The 25243-nt window shown below is 61.9% G+C and carries 21 protein-coding genes and 1 pseudogene; 13 read left to right on the top strand and 9 right to left on the bottom strand.

Annotated elements, in window-relative coordinates; genetic code table 11:
- Positions 1 to 94 precede the first annotated feature (94 nt).
- The 3 genes from ACMTA2_RS22095 to ACMTA2_RS22085 all read left to right on the top strand — a co-directional run bounded on the left by ACMTA2_RS22095 (position 95) and on the right by ACMTA2_RS22085 (position 3234).
- Positions 95 to 976 (top strand): manganese catalase family protein, encoded by an 882-nt coding sequence (locus ACMTA2_RS22095; RefSeq protein WP_413791770.1) that lies wholly within the window; start codon positions 95 to 97, stop codon positions 974 to 976.
- Between the two features lie 106 nt (positions 977 to 1082).
- A complete protein-coding gene (locus ACMTA2_RS22090; RefSeq protein WP_413791769.1) occupies positions 1083 to 2012 on the top strand; it encodes a ZIP family metal transporter in 930 nt (309 codons plus the stop codon).
- A 202-nt stretch (positions 2013 to 2214) separates the two neighbouring features.
- Positions 2215 to 3234 carry a hypothetical protein gene (locus tag ACMTA2_RS22085; RefSeq protein ID WP_413791768.1) on the top strand — a complete coding sequence of 340 codons (1020 nt, stop codon included), beginning with the start codon at positions 2215 to 2217 and terminating at the stop codon, positions 3232 to 3234.
- A gap of 9 nt (positions 3235 to 3243) precedes the next feature.
- On the opposite strand, the gene ACMTA2_RS22080 is transcribed toward ACMTA2_RS22085, so the two are convergent.
- Positions 3244 to 3438 carry a hypothetical protein gene (locus ACMTA2_RS22080; protein WP_413791767.1) on the bottom strand — a complete coding sequence of 65 codons (195 nt, stop codon included), beginning with the start codon at positions 3436 to 3438 and terminating at the stop codon, positions 3244 to 3246.
- A 227-nt stretch (positions 3439 to 3665) separates the two neighbouring features.
- On the opposite strand from ACMTA2_RS22080, the gene glsB reads away from it, so the two are divergent.
- Positions 3666 to 4574, top strand: coding sequence for a glutaminase B (glsB, locus tag ACMTA2_RS22075; protein WP_003200136.1), 909 nt, complete (start codon positions 3666 to 3668; stop codon positions 4572 to 4574).
- Between the two features lie 63 nt (positions 4575 to 4637).
- Here glsB and ACMTA2_RS22070 read toward each other — a convergent pair whose 3' ends face one another.
- Together ACMTA2_RS22070 and ACMTA2_RS22065 are read right to left on the bottom strand one after the other, a co-directional pair.
- Positions 4638 to 4967, bottom strand: coding sequence for a hypothetical protein (locus ACMTA2_RS22070; protein ID WP_413791766.1), 330 nt, complete (start codon positions 4965 to 4967; stop codon positions 4638 to 4640).
- 636 nt (positions 4968 to 5603) lie between these two features.
- The gene (locus ACMTA2_RS22065) at positions 5604 to 7550 is read right to left on the bottom strand and encodes a DNA topoisomerase III (protein WP_413791765.1); all 1947 of its coding nucleotides are present in this window, start codon (positions 7548 to 7550) and stop codon (positions 5604 to 5606) included.
- A gap of 241 nt (positions 7551 to 7791) precedes the next feature.
- Here ACMTA2_RS22065 and ACMTA2_RS22060 point away from each other — a divergent pair, with 241 nt between their 5' ends.
- From ACMTA2_RS22060 to ACMTA2_RS22045, 4 genes are all read left to right on the top strand, one after another.
- The gene (locus ACMTA2_RS22060; protein ID WP_413791764.1) at positions 7792 to 8199 is read left to right on the top strand and encodes a response regulator; all 408 of its coding nucleotides are present in this window, start codon (positions 7792 to 7794) and stop codon (positions 8197 to 8199) included.
- Positions 8200 to 8302: 103 nt separating this feature from the next.
- Positions 8303 to 8824: a sigma-70 family RNA polymerase sigma factor gene (locus tag ACMTA2_RS22055; RefSeq protein ID WP_413791763.1), complete on the top strand. Its 522-nt coding sequence runs from the start codon at positions 8303 to 8305 to the stop codon at positions 8822 to 8824.
- Entirely contained in the window at positions 8821 to 9780 is a 960-nt protein-coding gene (locus ACMTA2_RS22050; protein WP_413791762.1) for a FecR domain-containing protein, read from the top strand. The genes ACMTA2_RS22055 and ACMTA2_RS22050 overlap by 4 nt, the downstream gene beginning before the upstream one ends.
- 95 nt (positions 9781 to 9875) lie before the next feature.
- On the top strand, positions 9876 to 12341 hold the full coding sequence (locus ACMTA2_RS22045; RefSeq protein WP_413791761.1) for a TonB-dependent siderophore receptor: 2466 nt from the start codon (positions 9876 to 9878) through the stop codon (positions 12339 to 12341).
- Positions 12342 to 12384: 43 nt separating this feature from the next.
- On the opposite strand, the gene ACMTA2_RS22040 is transcribed toward ACMTA2_RS22045, so the two are convergent.
- Together ACMTA2_RS22040 and ACMTA2_RS22035 are read right to left on the bottom strand one after the other, a co-directional pair.
- The gene (locus tag ACMTA2_RS22040) at positions 12385 to 14007 is read right to left on the bottom strand and encodes an MFS transporter (RefSeq protein WP_413791760.1); all 1623 of its coding nucleotides are present in this window, start codon (positions 14005 to 14007) and stop codon (positions 12385 to 12387) included.
- Positions 14008 to 14211: 204 nt separating this feature from the next.
- Positions 14212 to 15855: a GMC family oxidoreductase gene (locus tag ACMTA2_RS22035; RefSeq protein WP_413791759.1), complete on the bottom strand. Its 1644-nt coding sequence runs from the start codon at positions 15853 to 15855 to the stop codon at positions 14212 to 14214.
- 130 nt (positions 15856 to 15985) lie between these two features.
- Here ACMTA2_RS22035 and ACMTA2_RS22030 point away from each other — a divergent pair, with 130 nt between their 5' ends.
- From ACMTA2_RS22030 to ACMTA2_RS22020, 3 genes are all read left to right on the top strand, one after another.
- Positions 15986 to 16870 (top strand): LysR family transcriptional regulator, encoded by an 885-nt coding sequence (locus tag ACMTA2_RS22030; RefSeq protein WP_413791758.1) that lies wholly within the window; start codon positions 15986 to 15988, stop codon positions 16868 to 16870.
- A gap of 279 nt (positions 16871 to 17149) precedes the next feature.
- A complete protein-coding gene (locus tag ACMTA2_RS22025) occupies positions 17150 to 17521 on the top strand; it encodes a c-type cytochrome (protein ID WP_072406927.1) in 372 nt (123 codons plus the stop codon).
- 115 nt (positions 17522 to 17636) lie between these two features.
- Positions 17637 to 18935: a D-arabinono-1,4-lactone oxidase gene (locus ACMTA2_RS22020; RefSeq protein WP_413795703.1), complete on the top strand. Its 1299-nt coding sequence runs from the start codon at positions 17637 to 17639 to the stop codon at positions 18933 to 18935.
- A 123-nt stretch (positions 18936 to 19058) separates the two neighbouring features.
- Here ACMTA2_RS22020 and ACMTA2_RS22015 read toward each other — a convergent pair whose 3' ends face one another.
- Both ACMTA2_RS22015 and ACMTA2_RS22010 read right to left on the bottom strand, forming a co-directional pair.
- Entirely contained in the window at positions 19059 to 19826 is a 768-nt protein-coding gene (locus ACMTA2_RS22015) for a methyl-accepting chemotaxis protein (RefSeq protein WP_413795702.1), read from the bottom strand.
- A gap of 93 nt (positions 19827 to 19919) precedes the next feature.
- Positions 19920 to 21002 (bottom strand): annotated as a pseudogene (locus tag ACMTA2_RS22010) (HAMP domain-containing protein); the annotation flags it as partial.
- A 294-nt stretch (positions 21003 to 21296) separates the two neighbouring features.
- Between ACMTA2_RS22010 and ACMTA2_RS22005 the strand changes: the two are divergent.
- Positions 21297 to 22340: a GlxA family transcriptional regulator gene (locus ACMTA2_RS22005; protein WP_413791757.1), complete on the top strand. Its 1044-nt coding sequence runs from the start codon at positions 21297 to 21299 to the stop codon at positions 22338 to 22340.
- 83 nt (positions 22341 to 22423) lie between these two features.
- Here the strand turns inward: ACMTA2_RS22005 and ACMTA2_RS22000 are convergent, their stop codons facing one another.
- Together ACMTA2_RS22000 and ACMTA2_RS21995 are read right to left on the bottom strand one after the other, a co-directional pair.
- Entirely contained in the window at positions 22424 to 22837 is a 414-nt protein-coding gene (locus ACMTA2_RS22000; protein WP_413791756.1) for a hypothetical protein, read from the bottom strand.
- A 361-nt stretch (positions 22838 to 23198) separates the two neighbouring features.
- Positions 23199 to 23921, bottom strand: coding sequence for a pirin family protein (locus ACMTA2_RS21995; RefSeq protein ID WP_413791755.1), 723 nt, complete (start codon positions 23919 to 23921; stop codon positions 23199 to 23201).
- Positions 23922 to 24226: 305 nt separating this feature from the next.
- Here ACMTA2_RS21995 and ACMTA2_RS21990 point away from each other — a divergent pair, with 305 nt between their 5' ends.
- Complete coding sequence (locus ACMTA2_RS21990) at positions 24227 to 25177, top strand: GlxA family transcriptional regulator (RefSeq protein WP_413791754.1); 951 nt, start codon at positions 24227 to 24229, stop codon at positions 25175 to 25177.
- Positions 25178 to 25243: the final 66 nt, after the last annotated feature.

Here is a 25243-nt window from a genome sequence, read left to right as displayed (position 1 = left end):
AAACTAAATTTTATGCGTTTAACTTCTTCAGACTTCCATGGGCCTGCCGTCGGCAGCGTTCTCCTGAAGTGTGTTCTGAACGAGGAGTTCAATCATGTTTCTACATAACAAGAGATTGCAGTACACCGTGCGTGTCGCTGAGCCTAATCCTGGACTTGCCAACCTGCTGCTCGAGCAGTTCGGCGGCGCCCAGGGGGAATTGGCGGCGGCGTCGCGTTATTTCACCCAAGCCTTGTCCGAGGACGATCCGGGCCGTAAGGATCTGCTGATGGACATCGCCACCGAAGAGCTCAGCCATCTGGAGGTGATCGGCTCGATCATCGTGATGTTGAACAAGGGTGCCAAGGGCAAGATGGCTGAAGGCGTGGAGAAGGAGGGCCAACTGTACCGGGACATCAACGGTGCCGGTAACGACTCTCACATTACCAGCCTCCTGTACGGTGCCGGCTCGCCATTGACCAATTCCGCCGGGGTGCCGTGGACCGCTGCCTACGTGGACACCATTGGCGAGCCGACGGCGGACATGCGTTCCAACATCGCCGCCGAAGCCCGGGCCAAAATCGTCTATGAGCGATTGATGAATGTCACTGACGACCCGGGTGTAAAAGAAGCGCTGGGCTTTTTGATGACCCGTGAAATCGCGCATCAGTTGTCGTTCGAAAAAGCCTTGCATGCCATCCAGCCCAACTTCCCACAAGGTAAGCTCCCCGGCATGCCTGAGTTCACCAACGTGTACTTCAACATGTCCCAAGGTGAACCCACCGTGCGCGGCCCATGGAACCAGGGTGACGACTGGGAATTCGTCGAAAATCCCACGCCGGCGGTCGACGGTGGCGATGGCCTGGCCAGTGTGCAACTGAGCAAAAAAGACGAAGCGCTGCTGATGGACATGAAGGCGCGGACGATGTCCAACCCTGAAAGCGACCCCACCACCGGCGCCGACTTGGGTTCAGGGATGCAAGGTGACAAACTGTAAACAAATGGCGAGGGAGGCGACTCCCTCGCCTGATATTTCGTTAGATCGTTGCCACCGTTGACGCAACGATCAGCCATGTCACGGTCAAGACTTGTAAGGACATTCGATGGACCAGCCCACCTCCCGGATTCGCTCACCCTGGCGCACCTGGTTGAACCCCGTGCAAGATAACCTGCTGTTGGGGGTAACGTTCTGGCTCGGGCTGGGATTGGTGGCCGCGTTGTTGCTCTACAGTGGCTACAACGCCTTGGTCGGTGCCGATCGTCAAAACCTGGGCTACGCCGTGTTGGGCGGTACATCGGGTTTTGCCGCCACTGCCCTGGGGGCATTGATGGCGGTGGTGCTGCGGGACATCTCCTCGCGTACCCAGGACATCATGCTGGGGTTTGCCGCCGGCATGATGCTCGCCGCCAGTTCGTTCTCATTGATCCTGCCGGGTATCGAGGCGGCACAGGTCATCTGCGGCAATCAGTTGCTTGCTGCGTTTGTCGTGGTGGTTGGCCTGGGCCTGGGCGTCGCCCTGATGATCGGCCTGGACCGCTTCGTGCCACATGAACACGAACTCAGTGGCCGGCGTGGTCCCCAGGCCGAGCGTATCAATCGCGTCTGGTTGTTCGTGCTTGCCATCACCTTGCACAACTTGCCGGAAGGCATGGCCATCGGCGTCAGTTTTGCCGACGGCGATTTCAAGGTCGGTTTGCCCCTGACCACCGCCATCGCCATTCAAGACATTCCCGAGGGCCTGGCCATTGCCATGGCGTTGCGGGTTACCGGCATCAGCACCCTGCGCGCCGCGCTCATCGCGGTCGGTTCGGGATTGATGGAACCCCTGGGCGCGGTGATCGGCCTGGGCATGTCGTCAGGCGTGGCCGTCGCGTACCCCATCAGCCTGGGGCTCGCGGCGGGGGCGATGATTTTCGTGGTCTCCCACGAGGTGATTCCCGAGACCCATCGCAACGGCCATGAAACCCCAGCCACCCTGGGGTTGATGATGGGGTTTGCGGTGATGATGTTTCTCGACACGGCACTGGGCTGAAATACCCGCCGATACCCTCTGTCAATGTTCGGCGATAGCGGCGGTTCAGCGACGAGGGTGTTGACTGACACGACGCCATCGCGCGCATCCTCCCACAGGGGATGACGGTGGCGTGCCACTCTCTTGAATACCCGCGAAGATGCTGGCGCGAGGCGACCTATACTCAACCCCGTGGATGACCTGAATCCGGGGTGGCGCGATTGTGCTGCGTTCGCTGATGTTGGCCGTTGTGCTCGTTCTGGCGGGGTGTGCCACGCCACAGCGCGGCCAACCGGTCGCCACGGTGGTGATAGCCCAGGACACTTGGCGACAGGTGGACCGGCAAATCATCGCGGCGTCGAAAAGCGCGATCGAACAAGCTGGGCTCTACGCTCGCGGGTCGATGGAGCATTGGCGTGTGTTGGTCTATGAACGCACCGAGGTTGAATTCATCCCGTGGTTCAGCAGCTACTGGACCCAGGAATGGTTGGCGGTAAAGGTCAGCTGGTATGCCGCCAGTGCCGAAGGAGAGGCGGATTCCTCGGCCAGGCGCCTGGCGGTGTACTTGCAAGAGCAGTATCGCGAGCAGGTGCTGGAACCGGTGGCGGTGGAAATCGATCCCGAGGCGATCAGGGCCAACGCGACGGGCTATTACCTGCGCCTGCTCAACCAGCAGGTCCAGGTCATCGCCCAGCGGCATCGCATCCCGAACGAGCTGATGAACCGGCGCCTGCACGGCATCCCGGCCATTCGCCTGGGGCCGCCGGCGACGCGTGACGCTTCGTTGTACGAGATGATTCACACCGAACCGTTGAACACCCTTCCAGCCTATGGGGCCCTGATCGATCACGTCAACAAGGCCGCAACCACGGGTGCCGGGCCATCGGAGGCGGTGATTGCAACGGTGGCGCAACGTACCAGCGAAAAAATCGAGGCCCAGTTCGCCACGCGTGGGGCAACCAGTGCGGCGGCTGCCGTGGCCGGGAAGGCGGCCGGGGCGTTGATCTCGGTGGGCGTGGCGGGCATTCGTGCGATCATCCATGAGGGCGAGCGGCCGGAAATGGAAGCGCAGATCCGCAAAAGCCTGAGCGCTGCATTCGACGAGGCGTGGTTCAAGTCACTCAAGCATCCCCTCAGCGGGGTGATGGCACCGGTGTACTACCTGGACGAGGAAATCAAAGACAACCTGGTGGAGGCGGACCTGGCCAATCGAGCGGTGGTTTTGCCCGATATCAAGCCGTGACGGGCCGACTCATTCGGAGCCGAGGGTCACGCGACAACCTTTGCGATGGCGGATCTGCTCGTCCGATGGGCGTTCCTTGATGAACTCGAAGCGCGGTTCGCCTTCGCTGTAGATCACCAGCCAGCCCCATTCCAGCTCGCTTTCATCCTGTCCGGGCTTGGGCGGCGAGGCCCACCAGGGTTCTTTTTGCACGATCTGACGCATCGTCTACTCCTGCCGATTGATCCTTTGAACTATAGACCGCTCGATTTCGTGATAAGCGCTGGTGAAAGCCCATGAAACGTATGTGGCCGGTGGAGTTCTTGTGGCGAGGGGATAAATCCCCTCTCCACAAGAGCTTGTTTGATGGGGCAGTGTGCTCTGATCCCGCCCACCGGCGTCTAGCGTCTGTATCCCCGCACTCGAACGGGGAATGACTGGACCCCGCGCATATGCAAGCACTGTTGAACGAGATCCTCGATGCGGTTCGCCCCCTGATCGGTCAGGGCAAGGTAGCCGATTACATTCCCGCCCTGGGCACCGTGGCGCCCAACCAGTTGGGTATTGCCGTGTATGGCAACGACGGCGAGTTGTATTGCGCCGGCGACGCTGAAACCGCGTTTTCGGTGCAGAGTATTTCCAAGGTGTTCAGCCTGGTGCAAGCCATCGGGCATTCCGGTGAAGCGATCTGGGAGCGCCTGGGCCATGAGCCGTCCGGCCAGCCCTTCAACTCCCTGGTGCAACTGGAGTTCGAGCGTGGCCGGCCGCGCAACCCGTTCATCAATGCCGGCGCGTTGGTGATCTGCGATATCAACCAGTCGCGTTTCGCTGCGCCGGCGCTGTCGATGCGCGATTTCGTGCGCCGTCTGTCGGGAAACCCACAGGTGATGGTGGACGGCAAGGTCGCCGAGTCGGAATACCAGCACCGGGCCCGCAACGCGGCGATGGCGTACCTGATGCAATCGTTCGGCAACTTCCATAACGATGTGGAAGCGGTACTGCGCAGTTATTTCAGCCATTGCGCCCTGCGGATGAGCTGTGTCGACCTGGCGCGGGCGTTCTGCTTCCTGGCCAACGACGGGTTCTGCAAGCACAGCGGCGAACAGATCCTCAGTGCCCGGCAGACCCAGCAGGTCAACTCCATCATGGCCACCAGCGGCCTGTACGATGAGGCCGGCAACTTCGCTTATCGCGTCGGCCTCCCAGGCAAGAGCGGCGTCGGTGGCGGGATTGTCGCCGTGGTGCCGGGACGGTTCACCGTATGCGTCTGGTCGCCTGAACTCAACGTCGCTGGCAACTCCTTGGCCGGCATGGCGGCGCTGGAGTTGATGAGCCAGCGGATCGGCTGGTCGGTGTTCTAGTTGCCTGCTTCATAAAAAAGGGCCCGCTCCTGATCCAGGAGCGGGCCCTTTTTTCAGGGGATATCAGCAGAGGCGGTCGATGACCCGGACCTCGGCGTTGTTCTGCATCGACTGCCAGGCCTGGGTCAGCGTTTGCAACACGCGACCGATGAAGTCTTTGTCGGCCGCGGCCTTCTTGCCAACGTAGCCCTGGCCACGGCGGTACATCCTCAGCCGGGCACCCAGCTCATGCGTGTTCTTTTCGAACTCGTCTTCGCGGGTGTAGGGCGACAGGCAGTCCATATGCACCTGGCCAGTCTTGCTGATCCACAGGATATGGCTGTCGAGAGTGTCCTTGTGTGCGGCGAATATGCGAGCCAGTTCATCAATAGATGGTTGATTATTCAGATTCATGTGTAAGCCCCTTGACCATTTGGTTGATCTGTCTGGTGGTTCGCAAAAACTTCGCTACTCGGTAAGTACCTGCCTGCTACCGAAACCAGGCCGTCAGCATTCTTCCGTCGAACTTCGACAGGGTCGTGCATCGGTTGTGTAGTGTTATCGAAGGGCTGCTACGCAAATGCGCGACAACGAAGAGAAACAGCGAAGAATCTTCAGGCAGTGTCAACTTTCGAGGGTTGAACCACGCGCGTCATGAGGATCTTCACCGACGTTTCTCGTCCTTGTTACCGGACGGTCAGGCCAGGTCAGCACCTTCAATCTGCCTTGTGGGCAGTCCCTTATCCAAAAAACAGCTCGGCGGTCAGACGAGCTTGCTCAAACAGTTGCCTGTACTCCCGATCGGGGAGACGTCTGCATCATGCAAGGGCAAATCGGAGGCGTCAACGGTTTTGTAGTGATTATTTTTGCTCACTACATATTGTCGGACAAAACGGTTTGGGTATGAGGATTTCCGGTCAGACACACAATCAATGAGGGAGCGAGCTTGCTCGCGATGGCGGTGTGTCAGTCAATTATCTGATGGCGGATTCACCGTCATCGCGAGCAGGCTCGCTCCCTCAGGGGGATCAGAGGGGGCCTGATTTTTGTTCAGGTGGCCTTGGCTTTGCTCGTCTTGCGCGGTGCAGCGGCCGTCTTGCGCTTGGCCGGCTTGCGTTTGTTTTTCCACGGCGTTGCGCCACGCCCGGCGGGGCTGGCCGGGCCGCTGATGGTCAGGCTCATGCCCTGGCAGCGGGCGACGTGCTTGCTCATCCAGGCGGCTTGCCGGGTCACGAACTCTTCCAGGCTCATTTCCCCGCTTTGCACCATGTCCAGGGCCTGCTCCCAGATGGCGGTCGTGCCTGGGTCGGCGATGGCCCGGGGTACGGCGTCGATCAGGCTGAAGGCCGCGGGGGTGGCGCACAGGGCCTTGCCGTTTTTCACCAGGTAACCACGGTCGAGCAGCCCCTGGATGATCGAGGCCCGGGTCGCTTCGGTGCCGATGCCGGTGGTGTCCTTGAGTTTTTGCTTGAGCAGCGGATCTTCCACCAGTTTGGCGACGTTCTTCATCGCCTTGATCAGGTCGCCTTCGGTGAACGGCTTGGGCGGTTGGGTCCACAGGTCCTTGGGTTTCACCTCGTCCACGGCACAATCGCGACCTTCGGCCAGCGCAGGCAAGGTCTGCGGCGCCGGTGCTTCACGGCCCCTTGCCGGTGCCAGCGCTTCGGGCAGGGCGCGTTTCCAGCCGGGTTCGACGATCTGCTTGCCCACGGCACGCAGCGCCTGGCCGGCACAGTCGAAGTCGGCCTGGGTCCGGTCGTATTCATGGTTGGGCAGGAACTGCGCCAGGTAACGCGCGCGAATCAGCGTGTAGACCGCGCGCTGCTTGCCGGCGAGTTTGTCGAGGTTCCTGGCGGCGGCGGTGGGGATGATGCCGTGGTGGGCACTGACCTTGGCGTCGTTCCAGGCCCGGGATTTGCGCTGCGGCTGCAAATGCTCGCGCAGCGGCGCGAGGCTTGGGTCGGCCTGGGCGAGGGCGGCGAGGATGGCCGGTGCTTCATTGTGCTGGCTCAAGGGCAGGAAACCGCAATCGCTGCGGGGGTAGGTGATGAGCTTGTAGGTCTCGTAGAGCGACTGGGCAATGTCCAGGGTTTCCTGGGCGCCGAGGCCGAGTTTCTTCGAGCAGACTTCCTGCAGCGTGCCCAGGTCGAAGGGCAACGGCGCCGCTTCGCGCAGGCGCTCGGTACGCACCTTCAGCGTCCGGGCGGTGGCGGCGTTGCTCATGGCCTGGGCCGCGTCTCGGGCCAGGGCCTGGTTCAGGCAGCGCTCCTGGTCGTCGCAGGCGTCCGGGTCGGCGCGCCACTGGGCGATGAACGCTGTGCCTTCATGGCTGAGCTGCACGTCGATGGCCCAATAGGCGACCGGTACGAAGTTGGCAATGCTGCGGTCGCGGTCCACCACCAGTCGCAACGTCGGTGTCTGCACGCGACCGACCGGCAACACGCCCTGGTAGCCGGACTGGCGCCCCAGCAAGGTGAACAGGCGACTCATGTTCATGCCGATCAGCCAGTCGGCCCGGGAGCGACCCAGGGCAGAGTGATACAGGTTGAAGGTTTCGACCCCCGGCTTGAGGGCGGCCAGGGCCTTGCGGATCGATGCTTCGTCCAGGGCCGACAGCCATAGCCGCCGGATTGGCCCGCGATAACGGCAATGCTCCACCAGCTCCCGGGCGATCATTTCCCCTTCACGGTCGGCGTCGGTGGCGATCACCAGTTCCTTCGCTTCCCCCAGCAGGCGCTTGACTGCCTTGTACTGGTTGGCGGTTTTCGGCTTGACGGTCATTTTCCATTGCGCCGGCACGATGGGCAGGTCGGCCAGGACCCATCGCTTGTAGCGCGCGTCGTAGGCGTCGGGTGGGGCGGTTTCCAGCAGATGGCCGATGCACCAGGTGACCGTGAGGCCAGGGCCCAGCCAGCAACCGTCGCCTCGGCGCGTGGCACCGAGCACCGCGGCGATGTCCTTGGCCTGGGACGGCTTTTCACACAGGTACAGCTGCATAGCACCCTTTTCCTGAGCAGATGTCATGGGCTTGTAGCATGGTCATGGATGCGCGCCAGGGCAAGTTTTATCTGTATGGATATACAGATAAAAGCGTTGCGCTGCGTTGCCAAGGGGAGGTGGGGTGACATTCGGCGGGCCTGTCGGCACGCAGAATGAATTTCTCGCAGGGGCGTCGCTCATAACTTCAAGGCGGCTGAAACCGCAAAGAAGCTTGATGAGGTCAAGGAGAGTTACTTTCATGAATTCGATGCCAAATGGCGGCGACCAGGCGACTACCCGTTTGATTCTCGTTGTGGAAGACGATCCAACCATCCTGGAATTCCTCTGTGAAATCCTTGAGGACGAGGGGTTCGTCGTGGAGCCTCGGGAAAGCGCCGATGCGGCGTTGACGTTCCTCGAGGAAAGCGCCCACTACGTCGACCTGTTGCTTACGGATATCACCATGCCCGGCAAGATCGACGGTGCGGACCTGGCCAACCTGACCGGAGACCGCTGGCCGCAGATCCCGCTGCTGATCATGTCCGGTTTCGAGACGCCGGAAAGCGCCGGTATCAAGCACCACGCGTCGTTCATCGCCAAGCCCTGGGCCTTGGGACAGATGTTGGACCTGGTGGAGAGCACGGTGAAAAATCACGCCATCAACTGAGTGATTGCGCAAGGCGAGGGACGGCCGGGCACGTTTGGGTTGCAAGCGGCGATGGGGTCGATGACAATGCGAGTCATTATCAGTCGCGAATTATTCCATTGCCATGCCCTCCAACGATCTGTCCCTACGCAGTGCTGTCGACGTTCTGTACAGTGATCATCACGGTTGGCTCCAGGGCTGGTTGCGCAAGCGACTGGGCAACACGTTCGATGCCGCCGACCTGACCCAGGATACGTTTGTGCGGGTCATCAAGGCGCGCACCGCGCTGGATATCCGCGAGCCGCGACCGTACCTGTCGATGATCGCCAAGGGGCTGTTGATCGACCTGTTTCGTCGTCGTTCGCTGGAGCAATCCTACCTCGAAGCATTGGCCGCCATGCCGCAAGAGCAGCACCCATCGCTGGAGGAGCAGGCGATCCTGCTCCAGGCCCTGATGGAGATCGACCGTCTGCTCCTGGGGTTGGGGCCGCGTGTCAGGCAGGCGTTCATCCTGTCGCAGTTCGATGGCCTGACATACCCGCAAATTGCCGAGCGCCTGGGCGTCAGCGTGCGCACGGTCAATAACCACATGGCAAAGGCCATGGAACATTGCTGCCTGATGCACATTCAATTGCAGCTGTCATGAACCTGCCACCCGAAGAGTTGAACGCCATCCGTGTGGCGGCGCGGTGGTACGCCCGGCTTCATTCGGGCATTACGACCGACGCGGACCGGGCCGATTGGTGCGCCTGGCTGGCTGCCGATCCGTTGCACAGCCAGGCCTGGCAGCGCATGGCCGCGGTGGCCGAGCAGATGGCAAGCGTGCCGGGCGCCCTGGCGGCACCGACCTTGAACGACACCCACCAGCGATCCCGACGCCAGGTGTTGCGCAGCGCCTTGCTGCTAACGTCCGCTGGCGGCCTGGGTTGGCTGGGCTGGCACAGCCAGGCCACCCAGAACCTGTTGTGTGATTACCACACCGCGGTGGGCGAACGTCGCGAGTTTCAACTGGCCGATGGCGGCACGGTCCTGCTCAACACCGACACCTCGATCAATGTTCGTTTCGATGGACGGCAGCGACGCCTGGAGCTGTTGCGGGGTGAGGTGCTCGTGACAACGGCGGTCGATCCCCTGCGACGTCCGTTCACGGTGGTCACGGGGCCGGCCGAGGTGCTTGCGCTGGGCACGCGGTTTATCGTCCGTAGCCAGGGGCGGGGCGGCGAAGTGGCGGTGCTTGAGAAAGCGGTCGAAGTGAGCCTGTCGGCGAGTGGGTCAAGGCGGCGGGTCGAAGCCGGCCAGCGCCTGGACTTCAATGAGCGGTCGTTGGGGACGCTGCGCGGCAACGACGTGTCGGTCGGTGCCTGGCAGAAGGGAAGCATCATCGCCATTGACCGTCCCCTGGCGGCGCTGCTGGATGAGTTGTCGCGTTACCGTCCCGGTGTGCTGCGCTGGGATCCGGCGATTGGCGACTTGAAGGTGTCCGGTGTGTTCCCCGTCGATAACACGGATCTCGCCCTGGCCGCGCTGGAAAGCGGTTTTTCGCTGCGAGTGACCCGCTACAGCCGCTTCTGGGTCCAGGTCGCCGGTGGCGATCGGCGGTAATGCCGAACAATAAATAAACCAGCCCCTGCACTTTTCGTCTCCATCGTTCGGCTCTTCCTCAGTGAGTTTTTATCGACCGTTTGGGGAGGGGAAATATGACGTGGGTGAGCGTGCCAGGCCGTCTGGTGTTTGCAGTGGAAATCGGTTTGCTGGCGGTCACGACCGCCAGCGCCACGGTCGTGAACGCCAGCCCGGCGGCGCAGCAGCAAGCGGTGCAGGCCTACGATATCGGTGCCGGCAGCCTGGTGGATGTGCTGACCCGTTTCTCCAGCGCCGCCGGCGTCGCCCTTTCGTTTGATGCCCGGCAACTCGGGGATTTGCAATCGCCCGGCCTGAGAGGTTCGTTCGGCGTGGGCGACGGCTTTGCCCGCATTCTTGGCGGTAGTGGCCTGCAAGCTGAGCCCCAGGCCAACGGTACATATGTGCTGCGCCGGCTGCCCGCCAACGGTTCGGTCATGGAACTGGGAGCTACCACCATCGAGGCACAGATGCTCGGGGCGACCACCGAGAACAGTGGTTCCTACACGACGGGCGCGGTGACCATCGGCAAGGGCGAACATTCCCTGCGCGAAACACCGCAGTCGGTGACGGTGATCACCCGCAAGATGCTCGATGACCAGAACCTCAACACCATCGATCAAGTGATGGAAAAGACCCCCGGCATCACCGTCTACGACTCGACCATGGGCGGCAAGTATTTCTATTCCCGCGGGTTCCGCATGTCTGGGCAGTATCAATACGACGGCGTTCCGCTGGACATGGGCAACAGCTATGTCCAGGCCGACAGTTTCAGCAGCGACATGGCTTATTACGACCGTGTCGAAGTCCTGCGCGGTGCCGCCGGGATGATGAAGGGCGCAGGCGGTACTTCCGGTGGTGTCAATTTTGTCCGCAAACGTGGCCAGGCCACGGCCCAGACCGAACTCAGCCTCTCGGGCGGCACCTGGGACAACTACCGTGGGCAGGTCGATACCGGTGGCCCGCTGAATGATTCCGGCACTGTGCGGGGCCGGGCGGTGATCGCCGAGCAGAGCCGGCATTTTTTCTACGACGATGCCCGGCGCAAGGACCAGATTTATTACGGTGCCCTGGATTTCGATCTGTCGCCCGACACCACGCTCGGCGTGGGCGTTGCCTATGAAGACGTCGATGCAAGCCCTTGCTGGGGCGGGCTTCCTCGTTACCGGGACGGCAGCGATCTGAAACTCAGCCGTTCCACTTGCCTGGATCCGTCGTGGAACACTTGGCGCAGCCAGCGGACTACGGTGTTCAGCGACCTCAAACATCAGCTCAACGACGACTGGGCGGTGAAGGTCGCTGGTGTCTATACGAAAAATACCCAGGACATCAAATACGCCTTTGCGTCGGGTTCGGTGGCGCCAGGCACCGCGACCACCAACCTGCTGGGCAGCATGTACGACTATGACCAGGTCGATTACGGCCTCGACGCCTACCTGGACGGCAAGTTCGACGCCCTGGGACAGCAACATGAATTGATCGTCGGTTTCAATGCCAGTCGTTCGGACAAGGACGATTTTTTCTCGGTCGCCTTCTTGCCGCAGAAGCAGAACGTATTCGAACCGGATCGACATATTCCCGAACCGGACGACAGTTACTTCATCGAAAACTCGACGCGCGGTGGCCCGGTCAAAACCGTTACCCAGCAGCAGGGCATGTATTCGACCCTGCGCCTGAAACTGGCGGACCCGTTGACCTTTGTCGTGGGCAGTCGGGTGAGCTGGTACCGCTCCAAGACCGACTCGCAGTTTCTCACCGGCGGTTCGGAGCACGCCAAGAGCACGGAGACGGGCCAGGTCACCCCGTTTGCCGCCGTGCTGCTGGACCTCAATGAGCACCTGACGGCCTACGCCAGTTACTCGGATATCTTCACGCCCCAGGGCAACTATCGCTCCGAAAGCGGCTCGGCGCTCAAGCCCCTGGTGGGCGAGAGTTATGAGTTGGGGATCAAGGGCGAGTGGTTCGAGGGACGTCTGAACAGCGCCTTCAACCTGTTCCGCACGCTGCAAAAAGACCAGGCCCAGACCGACTACACCTCCAGTTGCGCGTCTTCGGACGGTTACTGCTATGAGAACGCCGGCAAGGTTCGCGCCCAAGGTTTCGAAGCCGAGAGCAGCGGTGAAGTCATCGAGCGCCTGCAATTGCTGGCCGGCTACACCTACACCCAGACCAAGACCCTCGACGACATTGACACGAGCCTCAACGGTGGTTCGTTCAACAGCTATGTGCCGCGCCATGTGCTGCGCCTGTGGGGCGATTATGCCCTCGGCGGAGCGTTCGAACGGTTCAGTGTCGGCGCCGGGGTCAATGCACAAAGCGACAACTTCCGGGTTTCGCCGGCGACGGGCGAGAAGATCACCCAGGCCGGTTATGCGGTATGGAATGGCCGTGTCGGCTACCGCATCGATGACACCTGGTCGGTGGCGCTCAATGGCAACAACCTGTTCGACAAGCGCTACTACACCACCATCGGCACCGAGGGTTTCGGTAACTATTACGGTGAGCCGCGCAACTTCACCATGACCGTGAAGGCGCACTTCTGATCCCGGCGGCGAGGGCGACAGTGCCCTCGCCACGGTTTCGTCCTCAGTTTTTATCCAGGTCCACGTTCCGGGTTTCCCGCAGGCAGATCATGCCCACCACCAGGCTCACCCCGGTGATCACCACCGGGTACCACAGCCCGTAGAAAATATCCCCGGTGTAGACCACCAGGGCGAACGACACGGTGGGCAGGAAGCCACCGAACCAGCCGTTGCCGATGTGGTAGGGCAGGGACATGGAGGTGTAGCGGATCCGTGTCGGGAACAGTTCGACCATCAACGCCGCCAGCGGTCCGTAGCACATCGCCGAGATGATGATCAGCGCCACGATCAAGGCCACGATCATCGGCCGGTTGATCTGCTGGGCGTCGGCCTTTTGCGGGTAACCGGCCAGGGTCACCGCGCCGCGCAAGGCGGCTTCGTCATAGCCTTCGAGTTTCACGTCACCGACGCTGACCTGCACCTCGCTGCCGGCCGGAGCCGCGACGCTGCTGTAGGGCAGGCCTTGCTTGACCAGGAAGGTCTTGACCTTGTCGCACGGGCTGTCGAAACGCGCCTTGCCCACCGGGTCGAACTGGAAGGTGCACGTGGCCGGGTCGGCGACCACGGTGATCGGTGCCTGACGGCTCGCCAGGTCGATGGCCGGGTTGGCGTAGTGGGCCAGGGTCTTGAAGATCGGGAAGTACAGGGCGGTCGCCAGCAACAGGCCGATCATCAGCACCGGTTTGCGCCCGACCTTGTCCGACAGCCAGCCGAAAAAGATGAAGAACGGCGCGCCGATCACCACGCTGACGATCAGCAGGCTGTTGGCCAGGGCCGGGTCCATCTTCAGGAACTGGGTGAGGAAGAACAGTACGTAGAACTGCGCAGCGTAGAAGGTCACCGCTTGCCCGGCGTTGATGCTGAACAGGGCGATCAGCACCACCTTCAGGTTTTCCCATTTGCCAAAGGATTCGCGGATCGGTGCCTTGCAGCACTTGCCTTCCTCTTTCATTTTCAGGAAGGCCGGCGACTCATGCAGGCTCAGGCGAATCCAAGTGGAGATGCCCAGCAGCAGGATCGACAGCAGGAACGGAATGCGCCAGCCCCAGACTTCGAACTGGTCACCCGTGAAGTAGCGACAGCCCAGCACCACCAGTAGCGACAGCAGCAGCCCGAGGGTCGCGGTGGACTGTATCCAGCTGGTATGAAAACCGCGCTTGCCCATTGGCGCGTGCTCGGCGACGTAGGTCGCCGCGCCACCGTACTCACCCCCCAGGGCCAGGCCCTGGAGCATGCGCAGCACCACCAGGATGATCGGCGCGGCGATGCCGATGCTGGCGTAGTTGGGCAGCAGGCCGACGCAGAACGTCGCCAGGCCCATGAGCACGATGGTGGCCAGGAACGTGTACTTGCGTCCGATCATGTCCCCCAACCGGCCGAATACCAGTGCCCCGAACGGCCGCACGATGAAACCCGCGGCGAAGGCCATCAGGGCGAAGATGAACGCGGTGGTGTCGTTGACCCCGGCAAAGAACTGCTTGCTGATCACCGCCGCCAGGGCGCCATACAGGAAAAAGTCGTACCACTCGAACACCGTCCCCAGGGACGAGGCGAAGATGACTTTCTGGGTTTCCTGGCTGGTGCCGGCGCTGCGCGTAGCTTCCAGGGGCTGAACATGTTCCGACATATCGATATCCCTCACAGTGATTGTTTTTGTTGTTCCACTGCGACGCCGGGGTGGCGTCTCCTGATTTGACACACTTTCCTTGAATAGACTCATCCCCTTGTGGGAGCGAGCTTGCTCGCGATGACAGCTGCCTATTCAACGCCTAGGTGACAGACAGATTGCTATCGCGAGCAAGCTCGCTCCCACAGGGGGGCGGGGTTGTTGTCAGACCGTGGCCGGCTCCTTTTGGGACGTGGTGATTCTTGTGTCTGCCTCAAGCATCATCTGCGCGGCCTTCTCGGCAATCATCAAGGTCGGCGAGCAGGTGTTGCCCGAGGTGATACGTGGCATGATCGAGGCATCGGCGATGCGCAGGCCCTTGATGCCGTGAACGCGCAGTTGCGCATCCACCACGGCGTCTTGGTCCTGGCCCATGCGGCACGTGCCGACCGGGTGGAAAATCGTCGTACCGATCCGGGCGGCGGCCTGGTGCAGTTCCTCTTCGGTTTGCAGGCTGGGACCCGGCAGGTATTCCACGGGTTTGAACGCGCTCAGGGCCGGGGCCGCGACGATGCGTCGGGTCAGGCGGATGGCGTCGGCGGCAACCCGCAAGTCTTCGGGATGGCTCAGGTAATGGGGCTGAATCAGCGGTGCTTCGTGCGGGTCGGCCGAACGAATGTCCACCCGGCCACGGCTTTGCGGGCGCAGGTCGCAGACCGATGCGGTGAAGGCCGGGAAGCTGTGCAGCGGTTCGCCGAAGCGCTCCAGGGACAGCGGCTGCACGTGGTATTCGAGGTTGGCCGAGGCCTGCTCCGGGCCCGAGCGGGCGAACGCGCCGAGTTGGCTGGGGGCCATGGACAACGGGCCGCTGCGGTCGTACAGGTAGCGCAGGCCCATGCCCATCTTGCCCCACAGCGTGCCGGCGATCTGGTTCAGGGTGCGGGCGTTTTCCAACTGATAGATCAGCCGCAGTTGCAGGTGGTCTTGCAAGTTGCCGCCGACACCGGGCAACTCATGGGTCACACCGATGCCCAGGTGTTGCAGCAGGCTGCGCGGGCCAATCCCGGAGCGTTGCAAGATCCCTGGCGAGCCAACGGCGCCGGCGCACAGGACGATTTCCTTGCGGGCCTTGAAGGTCATGCCTTTGCCCTGCCAACGGGCGCTGACCGCGTGGGCGCGCTCGTCACGCAGCAACACGCGGTCAACCTCGACGTCGGTCAACACCGTGAGGTTGGCACGCTGGCGCACCGGCTTGAGAAACGCCTTGGCCGCGTTCCAGCGCACCCCGGCTTTCTGGTTGACCTGGAAGTAGCCGCAGCCTTCATTGTCGCCGCTGTTGAAGTCGTCGACGTTGGGGATGCCGCTCTGCTCGGCGGCGCTGCGGAAGGCATCGAGAATCGGCCATGACAGGCGCTGGCGTTCGACCCGCCATTCCCCAGCGGCGCCGTGGAACTCGGATGTGCCGGCAAAGTGGTTTTCGCTCTGGCGGAACAGCGGCAACACGTCTTCCCAGGCCCAGCCGGGATTGCCCTCGGCGGCCCAGCCATCGTAGTCCGCAGCCTGGCCGCGCATGTAGATCATGCCGTTGATGGAGGAGCAACCGCCCAGGACCTTGCCGCGGGGGTAGCTCAGGGCGCGCCCCTGCAGGCCCGGTTGCGCTTCGGTCTTGAAGCACCAGTCGGTGCGTGGGTTGCCAATGCAGAACAGGTAGCCGACCGGGATGTGAATCCACGGATAGTTGTCACGTCCACCGGCTTCGAGCAGCAGCACCCGGTGTTGCGGGTTGGCCGAAAGCCGATTGGCCAGCAAGCACCCGGCAGGGCCGGCGCCCACGATCACGTAATCGTATTCATCGACGACAGGTTGCATTCGCGACCTCATTCTTGTTGTTGTGGGAACCATCCTAGTTGTTAGTTTTCGTCAAAAGAATGTTAGTTTTTGCGCAGCGGCTGTGCGTTTATAAACAGTCGGGTCTTCAGGCGTGTTCAAGGAACCCCTCATGTTCGACTGGAATGACTTGCGCTATTTCCTGGAGCTGCAACGCAGCGGGCGTCTGTTGACGGCCGCGCGACGCCTGAACACCACCCACGCCACGGTGGCCCGGCACATCGAGGCCATCGAGAAAAGCCTCGGCACCGCGCTGTTCGTCCAGCATGCCCAGGGCTATGAACTGACCCCGGCCGGCGAGACGTTGCTCAAGCACGCCGAAGCCATGGAGAACGTGGCATTGCTGGCCCAGGAGGACATCACCCAGTCCAGTGCGCCCCTGGGCAAGATCCGCCTGGGGGTGACCGAAGGGCTGGGCATCATGTTCCTGGCCAGCCGCATGGACGGGTTGTTCCAGCGTTATCCGGGGCTGGAAGTGGAACTGGTGGCGGTGCCGCGATTCGTCAGCATCCTCAATCGGGAGGCGGACATCAGCATCCACCTCGAACGCCCGGCGGCCGACCTGCTGGTGACCCGTAAACTCACCGACTACAGCCTGGCGCTGTACGCCAGCCAGGCCTACCTGGACCGCTCGCCAGCGTTGCGCAGCCGCGAAGACCTGGCACGCCATGCCTGGATCGGTTATGTCGACGACCTGCTGTTCAGCCAGGAACTGATGTTCCTCAACAGCTTTTGCCGCAACCCCCGAGTGGTGTTCCACAGCACCAGCGTCATCGCCCAGCAACAGGCCGCGCGTTCGGGCCTGGGGATCGCGGTGCTGCCGTGCTACATGGCCAGCGGCGATCCGACCCTGGTGCCGTTGCTGCCGGACGAAACCATCCGCCGCAGCTACTGGATCAGCACCCGCCGCGAACTGCACAAGTCCGTACGGCTGCGGGTGCTGTGGGATTACGTGGCGCAGTTGTGCGAGCACGAGCAGGCCCTGCTGCTGCCCTGACCGCGCAGTACCCCTGTGGCGAGGGGATTTATCCCCGCTGGGCTGCGCAGCAGCCCCAAAACGCCTACCTGAATACCGAGGCGACACATTAGGGCCGCCACGTGCCCCAGCGGGGATAAATCCCCTCGCCACAGGGTCATCGACGCTCCAGTGCTGGCCGCCCAAGCCCCCTTTTATGGCCCCCAATGACCTTAAGCCGACGCGGTGGTGTGCCTTAGTGTGGGAGCTGCCAGACCCACCACAAGAAAGGCGCAACCGTTGCGCCGTCAAGAGGGCCTTATGTCGGCAATCACACCTTCCTTCCTGCTTCGAACCGCTGCCGTCGTGTCGTTCGGCGCGTTGCTTGTCGCGTGTGGCGAAGAGGCCAAGCCGCCCGCGCCCACGGTGTTCACGGCCATGCCCAGCGATGCGGCACTGGCCCAGGTCTACGACAGCAGCTGCAAGCTCTGCCACGCCAACCCCGGTGCCGGGGCACCGTTGACCGGCGACACGAACGCCTGGGCCCCGCGGGTCGCCCAGGGCGCGGATACCCTATTGGACCACGCCATCAACGGCTACAACGGCATGCCGCCCATGGGCCTGTGCATGCACTGTTCCGAAGAGCAGTTCCTGGCCCTGATCGCCTTCATGTCCGGTCAACACTTCCAATAATCAATACGGGTACTACGGCATGACGATGGACTACTCACGGCGTCGGTTGCTGCAACAGGCCGGCGTTGTCGCCGCCTTTACCGCATTGGGCAACCAGGGGGCCCTGGCCGAGCTGATGCGCGCGCCTCGGTTGATCCCGTGGCGCAACTGGTCCGGTGCGCAGAGCTGCCTGCCGGCGGCGCGCCTGGCCCCCAAGGACCTTGATGAACTGGTGCAGGTGGTGCGCCGCGCCGAAGGGCGGATTCGTCCGGTGGGTTCCGGTCATTCCTTCAGCGCCCTGGTGCCCACCGACGGCACCTTGTTGTCGCTGAGTTTCTTCAATGGCTTGCTGGATCACGACGGGGCCAGCCTGCAAGCGGAATTCGGCGGTGGCACGCCCATGTCCCGCATGGGCCCGGCGCTCAAGGCCATCGGCCAGGCGCTGCCGAACATGGCCGACGTGGATTACCAGACCCTGGCCGGAGCCATCGCCACCTCGACCCATGGCACTGGCAAGGCCTTCGGCTCGTACGCGTCCCAGGTGGTTGGCCTGCAACTGGTAACGGCCCGCGGCGAGGTGCTCGATTGTGATGCCCAGCGCCATCGCGACGTGTTCAGGGCTGCTCGGGTATCCCTTGGTGCGCTGGGGCTGGTGACCCGCGTGCGCCTGCAGAATCGCGCCGCCTATCGCTTGCGCGAGCACCAGTGGGTGGCGAAGACCGAGGAGTTGCTCGAGGAGGTGGACACCCATGCCCGGGACAACCAGCACTGGGAAATGCAGGTCGTCACCCATTCCGACTATGCGCTGTCGATCACCCTGAACGAAACCACCGACCCCGCTACGCCGCCAATCAGCCCCGAGGAGGAGGGCGGCAACGAGTTCGTCTCCCTGATCGAAAACCTCGACAAGTACGGCAGCGATTTTCCAGCGATCCGACGCGCGCTGCTCAATAGCCTGCGGCTGGTGGCCGATTTCGATGACCGCGTCGGTGATTCCCATGACATCTACGCCAACGCCCGCACCGTGCGCTTCAACGAGATGGAATATTCGGTGCCGGCCGAACACGGTCCAGCGTGCCTGCGGGAGATCCTCGCACTGATCCGCGACAAGGACCTGCGCACCTGGTTTCCCATCGAATACCGCTACGTGAAGGCCGACGACATTGCCTTGAGCATGTTCGAAGGCCGGGACAGTTGCTCGATCTCCGTGCACCAGCATTACCAGATGGACCACCACAGTTTCTTCGCGGCCATCGAGCCGATCTTCTGGAAATACCAGGGCCGTCCACATTGGGGAAAACTGCACTCCTTGAACGCCAGGGCACTCCAGGCGCTGTACCCGCGCTGGGCTGAATTCAGCCAGGTGCGCCAGGCGCTCGATCCCGGCGGCAAGTTCCTCAATGGGCATCTTGCATCGATTCTGGGTTTGAGCTGAAGGAAGAAGCTGTGGGATCGAGCCCGTGAAAACGGTCTGCCTGTGCCGGTGATGTTGGAAGTGCCGACGCCTTCGCGAGCAAGCCCGCTCCCACAATTGATCTTCAGTGGACGTAAGCCCGGTTTAGAATTTGAAGCGTCCCACCAGTCCCTTGAGTTGCCCGGAAATATCGGTCAAGCGCCCCGAGCCAGTCTGCGCCGAGTGGGCGAATTCCTCGACCAACTGGGCATCGGCATGGATTTGCGCGATGTGCCGGTTGATGTCTTCGGCCACTTGGTGCTGTTCCTCGGCTGCCGTGGCGATCTGGGTGTTCTGATCGCGAATCGAGTCCACCGAGTTGCGGATCTTGTCGAAGCTGTCTCGGGCCTGCTGGATGCGCTCGACGCTGGTGTGCGACACCTGCAGGCTGTTTTGCATCTGCAGGGTCACTTCCTGGGTGCGCCGTGCGAGGTTGCCCAGCAGGCTGTCGATCTCACCGGTGGAGTCGGCGGTGCGGCGTGCCAGGGCCCGCACCTCGTCGGCCACCACGGCGAACCCGCGACCTTGGTCACCGGCCCGCGCGGCTTCGATGGCGGCGTTGAGGGCCAGCAGGTTGGTCTGCTCGGCGATGGAGCGAATGGTGTCGAGGATGGTGTTGATGTTCTTGCTGTCCTGTTCCAGCGCCTGCATGGTCTGGGTCGACTGTTGCAGGTCCTCGCTCAGTTTCAGCACGCTGCCCGTGGCTTCGCCGATGTGGTGCTGGCCGTCATGCACGTCGCGATAGCCTTCGTCCGCACTGGAGGCGGCCTGGCTGCACGAGCGGGCCACTTCGTTGGCGGTGGCGACCATTTCGTTGAACGCGGTGCTCACCAACTCCACGGCCTGGCGCTGGCGCCCGGCGGCTTCGTTCATGTTCTGCGCCACTTCGCTGGTGTCGGCGGCGGCGGTTTGCAGGTCGGATGAGGCGCTGCCGATGCGCTGCACCAATTGGGCAATCATGCCCAGGAACTGGTTGAACCAGCTGGCCAGGGTGGCGGTTTCGTCTTTGCCTTGCACCGTGAGCTGACGGGTGAGGTCGCCTTCACCTTCGGCGATCTCCTGCAAGCCATTGGCTACGCCGCGAATCGGCCGCACGATCATGCTGGCGAAGCTCGCCCCAACGATGGCGAACACCACAGCCAGCACGGCGGCAATGGCAGCGATCAACCAGGTCAGGCTCGAAGCCTCGGCCATCACTTCGTCGCGCTTGATCAGGCCGATGAAGCGCCAGCCCAACCCTTTGGAACTGACCACGTGGGCCATGTAAGGCACGCCGTCGATTTCGATCTGGGTCACGCCATCGCTGCTTTTGGCCAGCTCGGCATAGTTGGGGCCCAGGTCGGCCAGCGGCTTGAAGTTGTGCTTGGCATCGGCGGCGTCCACCAGGACGTTGCCGTTGGCTTCCACCAGCATCAGGTAGCCGCTGTCGCCCAGCTTGATGTTCTTGACCAGTTCGGTCAGTTGCTTGAGCGATACGTCCAGGCCCACCACGCCCACCAGCTTGCCGGCGGCGTCTGAAACCGTGTGCACGATGCCGATCAATGACACATCATCCGGCGCCCAATAATAGGCATCCGTACGCACGGTGGTGCCCGGCTTGGCGATGGCGGCCTTGTACCATGGACGCACCCGAGGGTCGTAGTTGGCTATCTTGGGATCGTCAGGCCAGCTGGCATAGCCGCCGTCGGCCAGGCCCAGGGAAAGATAGGCGGTGGTCGGGTGGCTCTTGGCGAATCTGTCGAAGATCTCCAAAAGCTGTTTGTTGTTCTCGGGGAGAGGAATTTGTGCGGCGTCGGCACCGGAGTAGTTTTTCAGGTCCTTGGCCGCGACGATCCTTGGATCCTTGGCGAAAAACTCGACGTTCTGACTGATGCCATCGAAGAACTGCTTCATGCCGTTGTCGATCTGGCGGATTTCACGGCCGCTACTGTCCAGGAAGTTGGCCTTTGCCGCGTCTCGCAGGTTCAGCACGACAAGCACCGCCACCAGGATAACCGGGAGGCAGGCGATGGCCGCGAACGCCCATGTCAGCTTCTGTTTGATATTCATGACTTCTCCCGCGGAATGTTTTAAGTGTTGGAACGGCGGAAACAGCAGTGGTTGGCGTTGCGAGTCTCTGGAGGGGAAAAGCGCCCATGCCTACTGCCAGTGTATCGACCAAAGTCGCAGGCACTTGAGGCTTGCCATTTTTGGCGCGGGCCGACCGGTAGACGACGCAGGCGCGATTGCAGCCGGCTTGACTAGTCTGGAAGATAGCGTGGTTTGCGTTGCGCCTTCGCCCCGCGGCTCAGGGCACCTGCATGCAGCAAACCCTCATCGTCTTAAATGTATTAACGAGGCCCTATGCCAAGCGCATTCGAGAGCGTACTCAAAAACAAGAACATGGCTTATCGGCCCCTCGGCGCGGCACCTGCCAGCCAGGCACCGATCCGCGTCGCGTTTGTATTGATGGATAACTTCTCGATGATGTCCTTCACCGGTGCGGTGGACGCACTGGTGACCGCCAACCTGATGAGCGACATGCCCCTCTATGACGTGCTGACGGTGGGGGTGTCAGGTGGGCAGGTGACGAGCGACCTGGGCATTGTCATCTCCACGGACATCGAACTGGCGCAGATGCCGGAAAACCAGGATGTGCTGATCGTCGCGGGGGGCTTTCGGGTGAAGTTGCAAGGTCACCCCTTGTTGCGCCGCAAGCTGCGCGCCCACGCGACGTCCGGGGCGATCCTGGGGGGGCTGTGGAACGGTGTCTTTTTCGTTGCCGATGCCCATCTGCTGGATGGTTTCGAGTGCGCTGTCCACCCGGAAAGCCGCGCCATGATGGCGGAGGTGTTTCCCCACGTGAAGGTGTCCAACCGGGCCTATGTGGTGGATCGGGAGCGGGTCAGTTGTGCGGGCGCCAACAGTTCGTTGCGCATGATGCTCCAGTTGATTCGCCAGACGGGCGGAGCGGCGCTGGTGGGGGCCATCGAGGAGATTCTGCGTTGTGATGAGTCAGGCGACGATGCCACGGACTTGCCGCCGGTTTTCGTCGAGACCGACCCCACGCTGCCAGAAAGCCTCAAGTTGGCTCTGGAGCTGATGTGGCAGAACGTAGAGGAGCCCTTGACCATCGATGAGTTGGCGGCGTGCGTGAAGATTTCCAAGCGGCAGTTGGAGCGGCGGTTCTGCAGTTTTCTCGGTGCGACCCCCACGCGTTATTACCTGGAGCTGCGCCTGACGCGTGCGCGCCAACTCATCCAGCAAACCAATCGGTCGGTGACCGAAATCGCCGTGGCGACAGGCTTCGTCAGCTCGCCGCACTTCCAGCGGCGTTTCCGGGATTTCTTTGGTGTGCCGCCTGGCAGTTACCGTTCGAAATCGGAGCGCAAACAGGCCTTGCGATAAAGCCACTGCTGGATAGGCAGGATGTTTTGCGAGGGGGTAGGGAGCGGCTCAGCGGGAGCAAGCTCCCGCGTCATGGACACGAGTCAGCTGTTATCGTCGGACTGTGTTTCGGTCGGCAGGTCTTCGGTTTGCGGAGCGGCTTTGGATGCGGTCAAGGTCGTCTCCTTGCACAGCGCCTTGCCGACTTCGTCGGCGATCGAGCCGTCGATGATCCGCCCTTGCATCTGGTCGAACTGGGCTTTTTCCAGCCCGGCGAGGCTGTTGTACATCCCCATGTGCCGCACATTGCGGCTGGCGCAGTCGAGTTCCAGTTTCGTGTAGTTGGTGAAGTAAGCACCCGCTCTCTGCACGGTGGCCTGGATGGCTGTGCCGCTGTCGACAAACGAGACGATGGAGTACACGGCATCCGAATCATCATAAAGGTATTTGATGTTCTGGACGTCCGCGGTGGCACTGCACGCAATCGAGATTAAAGCGAGGGATATGACGGTTTTCATGCTTTCTTCCATGAATAAGCAAGTCAGGAAAAGATTAATAGCAAAGTGAAATCATTTTGCCTAATCCGATACAGCGGGTCAATTTGCATTGGCTAGCATCTATGACCGTCGGTCAGAAGCGAAGTCCTTTCGGGAACTTTATAGGTTCCCCTGGTTCTCGGCAACAGACACACACATTTACTCGGGTTATCACGCCTCACCCTGAGGTGCGTCGCCGCTCCAATAGATCAAAGCTTGAAATCGCCCAACCGCCTACTTTTTTTTAGACGTTTTTCGTCTGAAATGCCCAAAGAATCACGACTCCAGACTTTAAGAGCCTTTGTGAGAGCAAGCTTGCCCCCACAAAGTTTGACAGGTTGCCTCATGGCATCTGCGGCAGTTCCTGCGGGCGCAGATCGAACACCAGCACCTCGGCATCCTGGCCGTTACTCAAGGTCAGGACTTGCTCCTCGCGCACCCGCACGCCATCACCTTCCCGTAGTGGCACGCCGTTGAGCTCAACAGCGCCTCGGGCCACGTGCACGTAGGCATAGCGATCCGGTGCCAGGGTCAGGGTGGCGCTTTGCTCGCCATCGAATAACCCGGCATAGACCCGTGCATCCTGGCGCACCTGGAGCGAGCCGTCGGCGCCGTCCGCAGAGATGATCAATTGCAGGCGACCCTGTTTCTGCTCGCGGCTGAAGTGCTCCTGCTGATAGCGGGGCGTGGCACCGCTGACGTTGGGCACGATCCAGATCTGCAGGAAATGCACCGGCTCGTCCGCACTGTGGTTGAACTCGCTGTGGGCCACGCCGCTGCCGGCGCTCATCAACTGCACGTCACCGGGGCGAATGACCGAGCCCGTGCCCAAGGTGTCCTTGTGTTCCAGCGCCCCTTCGAGCACATAGGAAAAGATCTCCATGTCCCGGTGGGGATGCTGGCCGAAACCCTTGGCCGCGGCGACCCGGTCGTCGTTGATGACCAGCAGGTCGGAGAAGCCCTGTTCGTTGAGGTTGCGGTAGCTGGCGAACGAGAAGGTGTGGAACGAGGTCAGCCAGCCGTGGCGGGCAATGCCGCGGTCCGAAGCTTTGCGAAGGGTCAGCATGATGAGTTCTCCTGATGTCTATGGGCGACGGCCGGGTGGCCGTTCGCCGGGTTCAGAAGAAGGTTAATGGTTAGCGTAATCTTCAATAAGTAGGTGAAAAACGAAATATTGTCCTGTCTGAGTAGACAATTGTCGGCTCGCCCCCGGCGCCTGGCTTCGTCATAATGCCTCTACACCTGCCTTGTGGGCCGAGCCTGCTCGCGAATGCGCGGGCCGTTGGTGCTGGGTGGGCTGATCGAGCGCTTTCGCGAGCAGGCTCGCTCCCACAGGGATGTGTTTTCTCTGATTTTCCGGCGTTTTTACTGATGAAAACCGTTGCAATGGTGCTGTTCCCAGACTTCTTGCTGCTCGACATGGCCGGGCCGCTGGAAGTGTTTTCGATCGCCAATCGATACCTCGAGGCGGATAACCGTTATCAACTGTTGACCCTGGGCACCGAGCGCGGCCCGATGCGTGCTTCCAACGGTGTGACCGTGCAGGCCGATATCCACATCGATCAGGCGTGGGCGGCCTACGAAGTGTTGCTGGTGCCGGGTGGGCCGGGTGCCTACAACGATCGGCACCCGGGTTTGCACATCTGGCTGAAAGCCGCCGCGCAACGAGCCACGCGCTACGGCTCCATCTGCACCGGCGCCTTTGTGCTCGGGGAGGCGGGCTTGCTCGACGGTTATCGCGTCACCACCCACTGGCATTACACCGAACGCCTGATACAACGTTTCCCCAAGGCCTTGGTGGAAACCGACAAGATCTTCCTGCAGGACCGACGCCTGATCACGTCCGGCGGCGTCACCGCCGGTATCGACCTGGCGCTGTCCATCGTCGCCCAGGACCATGGTCGCAAAGTCGCGCTGGACGTGGCCAAGGTGTTGCTTGTGGTGATGAAGCGCCAGGGCGGTCAGGCGCAATTCAGCCCTTTGGTGGCGGCAGTGGCGGCACAGGAATCGGCCATTACCCGCGTGCAGAACCATGTCATGGAGCACCTGGAAGAACCGTTCACCATTGAGCGCATGGCGGCGCTGGCTTCCATGAGTTCGCGACATTTCGCCCGCCTGTTCGCCCGCGAAGTGAAGATGACGCCGATGGAGTTCCTGCAAGGCGCGCGCATTGACCGGGCGCGCCAGTTGCTGGAAAGCACCGACCTGCCGCTCAAGACCGTGGCGTTTCGCAGCGGCTTCGGCAGTGTGCGGCACATGCGCTTTTTGTTCGGGGAAAAGCTCGGCCTGACCCCGGTGCAATATCGCCAGCAGTTCAGTTGAGCCGTTGGTGTCCGTCCAGGGCACCGTGATGTCCGTGGTGCTCCCTGTGCCAGCATTGTCCTGAGA

The organism is Pseudomonas medicaginis (genome assembly GCF_965119365.1).
In the GTDB taxonomy this organism is placed as follows: Bacteria; Pseudomonadota; Gammaproteobacteria; order Pseudomonadales; family Pseudomonadaceae; genus Aquipseudomonas.
Note: the sequence above shows the minus strand (reverse complement) of the source record. Positions and strands in the feature narration are given on the sequence as shown.

Bases quoted from the DNA above. Each gene is read 5' to 3' on its own strand.
- ACMTA2_RS22095 (WP_413791770.1), top strand. From the start codon at position 95: ATGTTTCTACATAACAAGAGATTGCAGTACACCGTGCGTGTCGCTGAG.
- ACMTA2_RS22090 (WP_413791769.1), top strand. From the start codon at position 1,083: ATGGACCAGCCCACCTCCCGGATTCGCTCACCCTGGCGCACCTGGTTG.
- ACMTA2_RS22080 (WP_413791767.1), bottom strand. From the start codon at position 3,438: ATGCGTCAGATCGTGCAAAAAGAACCCTGGTGGGCCTCGCCGCCCAAG.
- glsB (WP_003200136.1), top strand. From the start codon at position 3,666: ATGCAAGCACTGTTGAACGAGATCCTCGATGCGGTTCGCCCCCTGATC.
- ACMTA2_RS22070 (WP_413791766.1), bottom strand. From the start codon at position 4,967: ATGAATCTGAATAATCAACCATCTATTGATGAACTGGCTCGCATATTC.
- ACMTA2_RS22065 (WP_413791765.1), bottom strand. From the start codon at position 7,550: ATGCAGCTGTACCTGTGTGAAAAGCCGTCCCAGGCCAAGGACATCGCC.
- ACMTA2_RS22060 (WP_413791764.1), top strand. From the start codon at position 7,792: ATGAATTCGATGCCAAATGGCGGCGACCAGGCGACTACCCGTTTGATT.
- ACMTA2_RS22055 (WP_413791763.1), top strand. From the start codon at position 8,303: ATGCCCTCCAACGATCTGTCCCTACGCAGTGCTGTCGACGTTCTGTAC.
- ACMTA2_RS22050 (WP_413791762.1), top strand. From the start codon at position 8,821: ATGAACCTGCCACCCGAAGAGTTGAACGCCATCCGTGTGGCGGCGCGG.
- ACMTA2_RS22045 (WP_413791761.1), top strand. From the start codon at position 9,876: ATGACGTGGGTGAGCGTGCCAGGCCGTCTGGTGTTTGCAGTGGAAATC.
- ACMTA2_RS22040 (WP_413791760.1), bottom strand. From the start codon at position 14,007: ATGTCGGAACATGTTCAGCCCCTGGAAGCTACGCGCAGCGCCGGCACC.
- ACMTA2_RS22035 (WP_413791759.1), bottom strand. From the start codon at position 15,855: ATGCAACCTGTCGTCGATGAATACGATTACGTGATCGTGGGCGCCGGC.
- ACMTA2_RS22030 (WP_413791758.1), top strand. From the start codon at position 15,986: ATGTTCGACTGGAATGACTTGCGCTATTTCCTGGAGCTGCAACGCAGC.
- ACMTA2_RS22025 (WP_072406927.1), top strand. From the start codon at position 17,150: ATGTCGGCAATCACACCTTCCTTCCTGCTTCGAACCGCTGCCGTCGTG.
- ACMTA2_RS22020 (WP_413795703.1), top strand. From the start codon at position 17,637: ATGCGCGCGCCTCGGTTGATCCCGTGGCGCAACTGGTCCGGTGCGCAG.
- ACMTA2_RS22015 (WP_413795702.1), bottom strand. From the start codon at position 19,826: ATGAACGAAGCCGCCGGGCGCCAGCGCCAGGCCGTGGAGTTGGTGAGC.
- ACMTA2_RS22005 (WP_413791757.1), top strand. From the start codon at position 21,297: ATGCCAAGCGCATTCGAGAGCGTACTCAAAAACAAGAACATGGCTTAT.
- ACMTA2_RS22000 (WP_413791756.1), bottom strand. From the start codon at position 22,837: ATGAAAACCGTCATATCCCTCGCTTTAATCTCGATTGCGTGCAGTGCC.
- ACMTA2_RS21995 (WP_413791755.1), bottom strand. From the start codon at position 23,921: ATGCTGACCCTTCGCAAAGCTTCGGACCGCGGCATTGCCCGCCACGGC.
- ACMTA2_RS21990 (WP_413791754.1), top strand. From the start codon at position 24,227: ATGAAAACCGTTGCAATGGTGCTGTTCCCAGACTTCTTGCTGCTCGAC.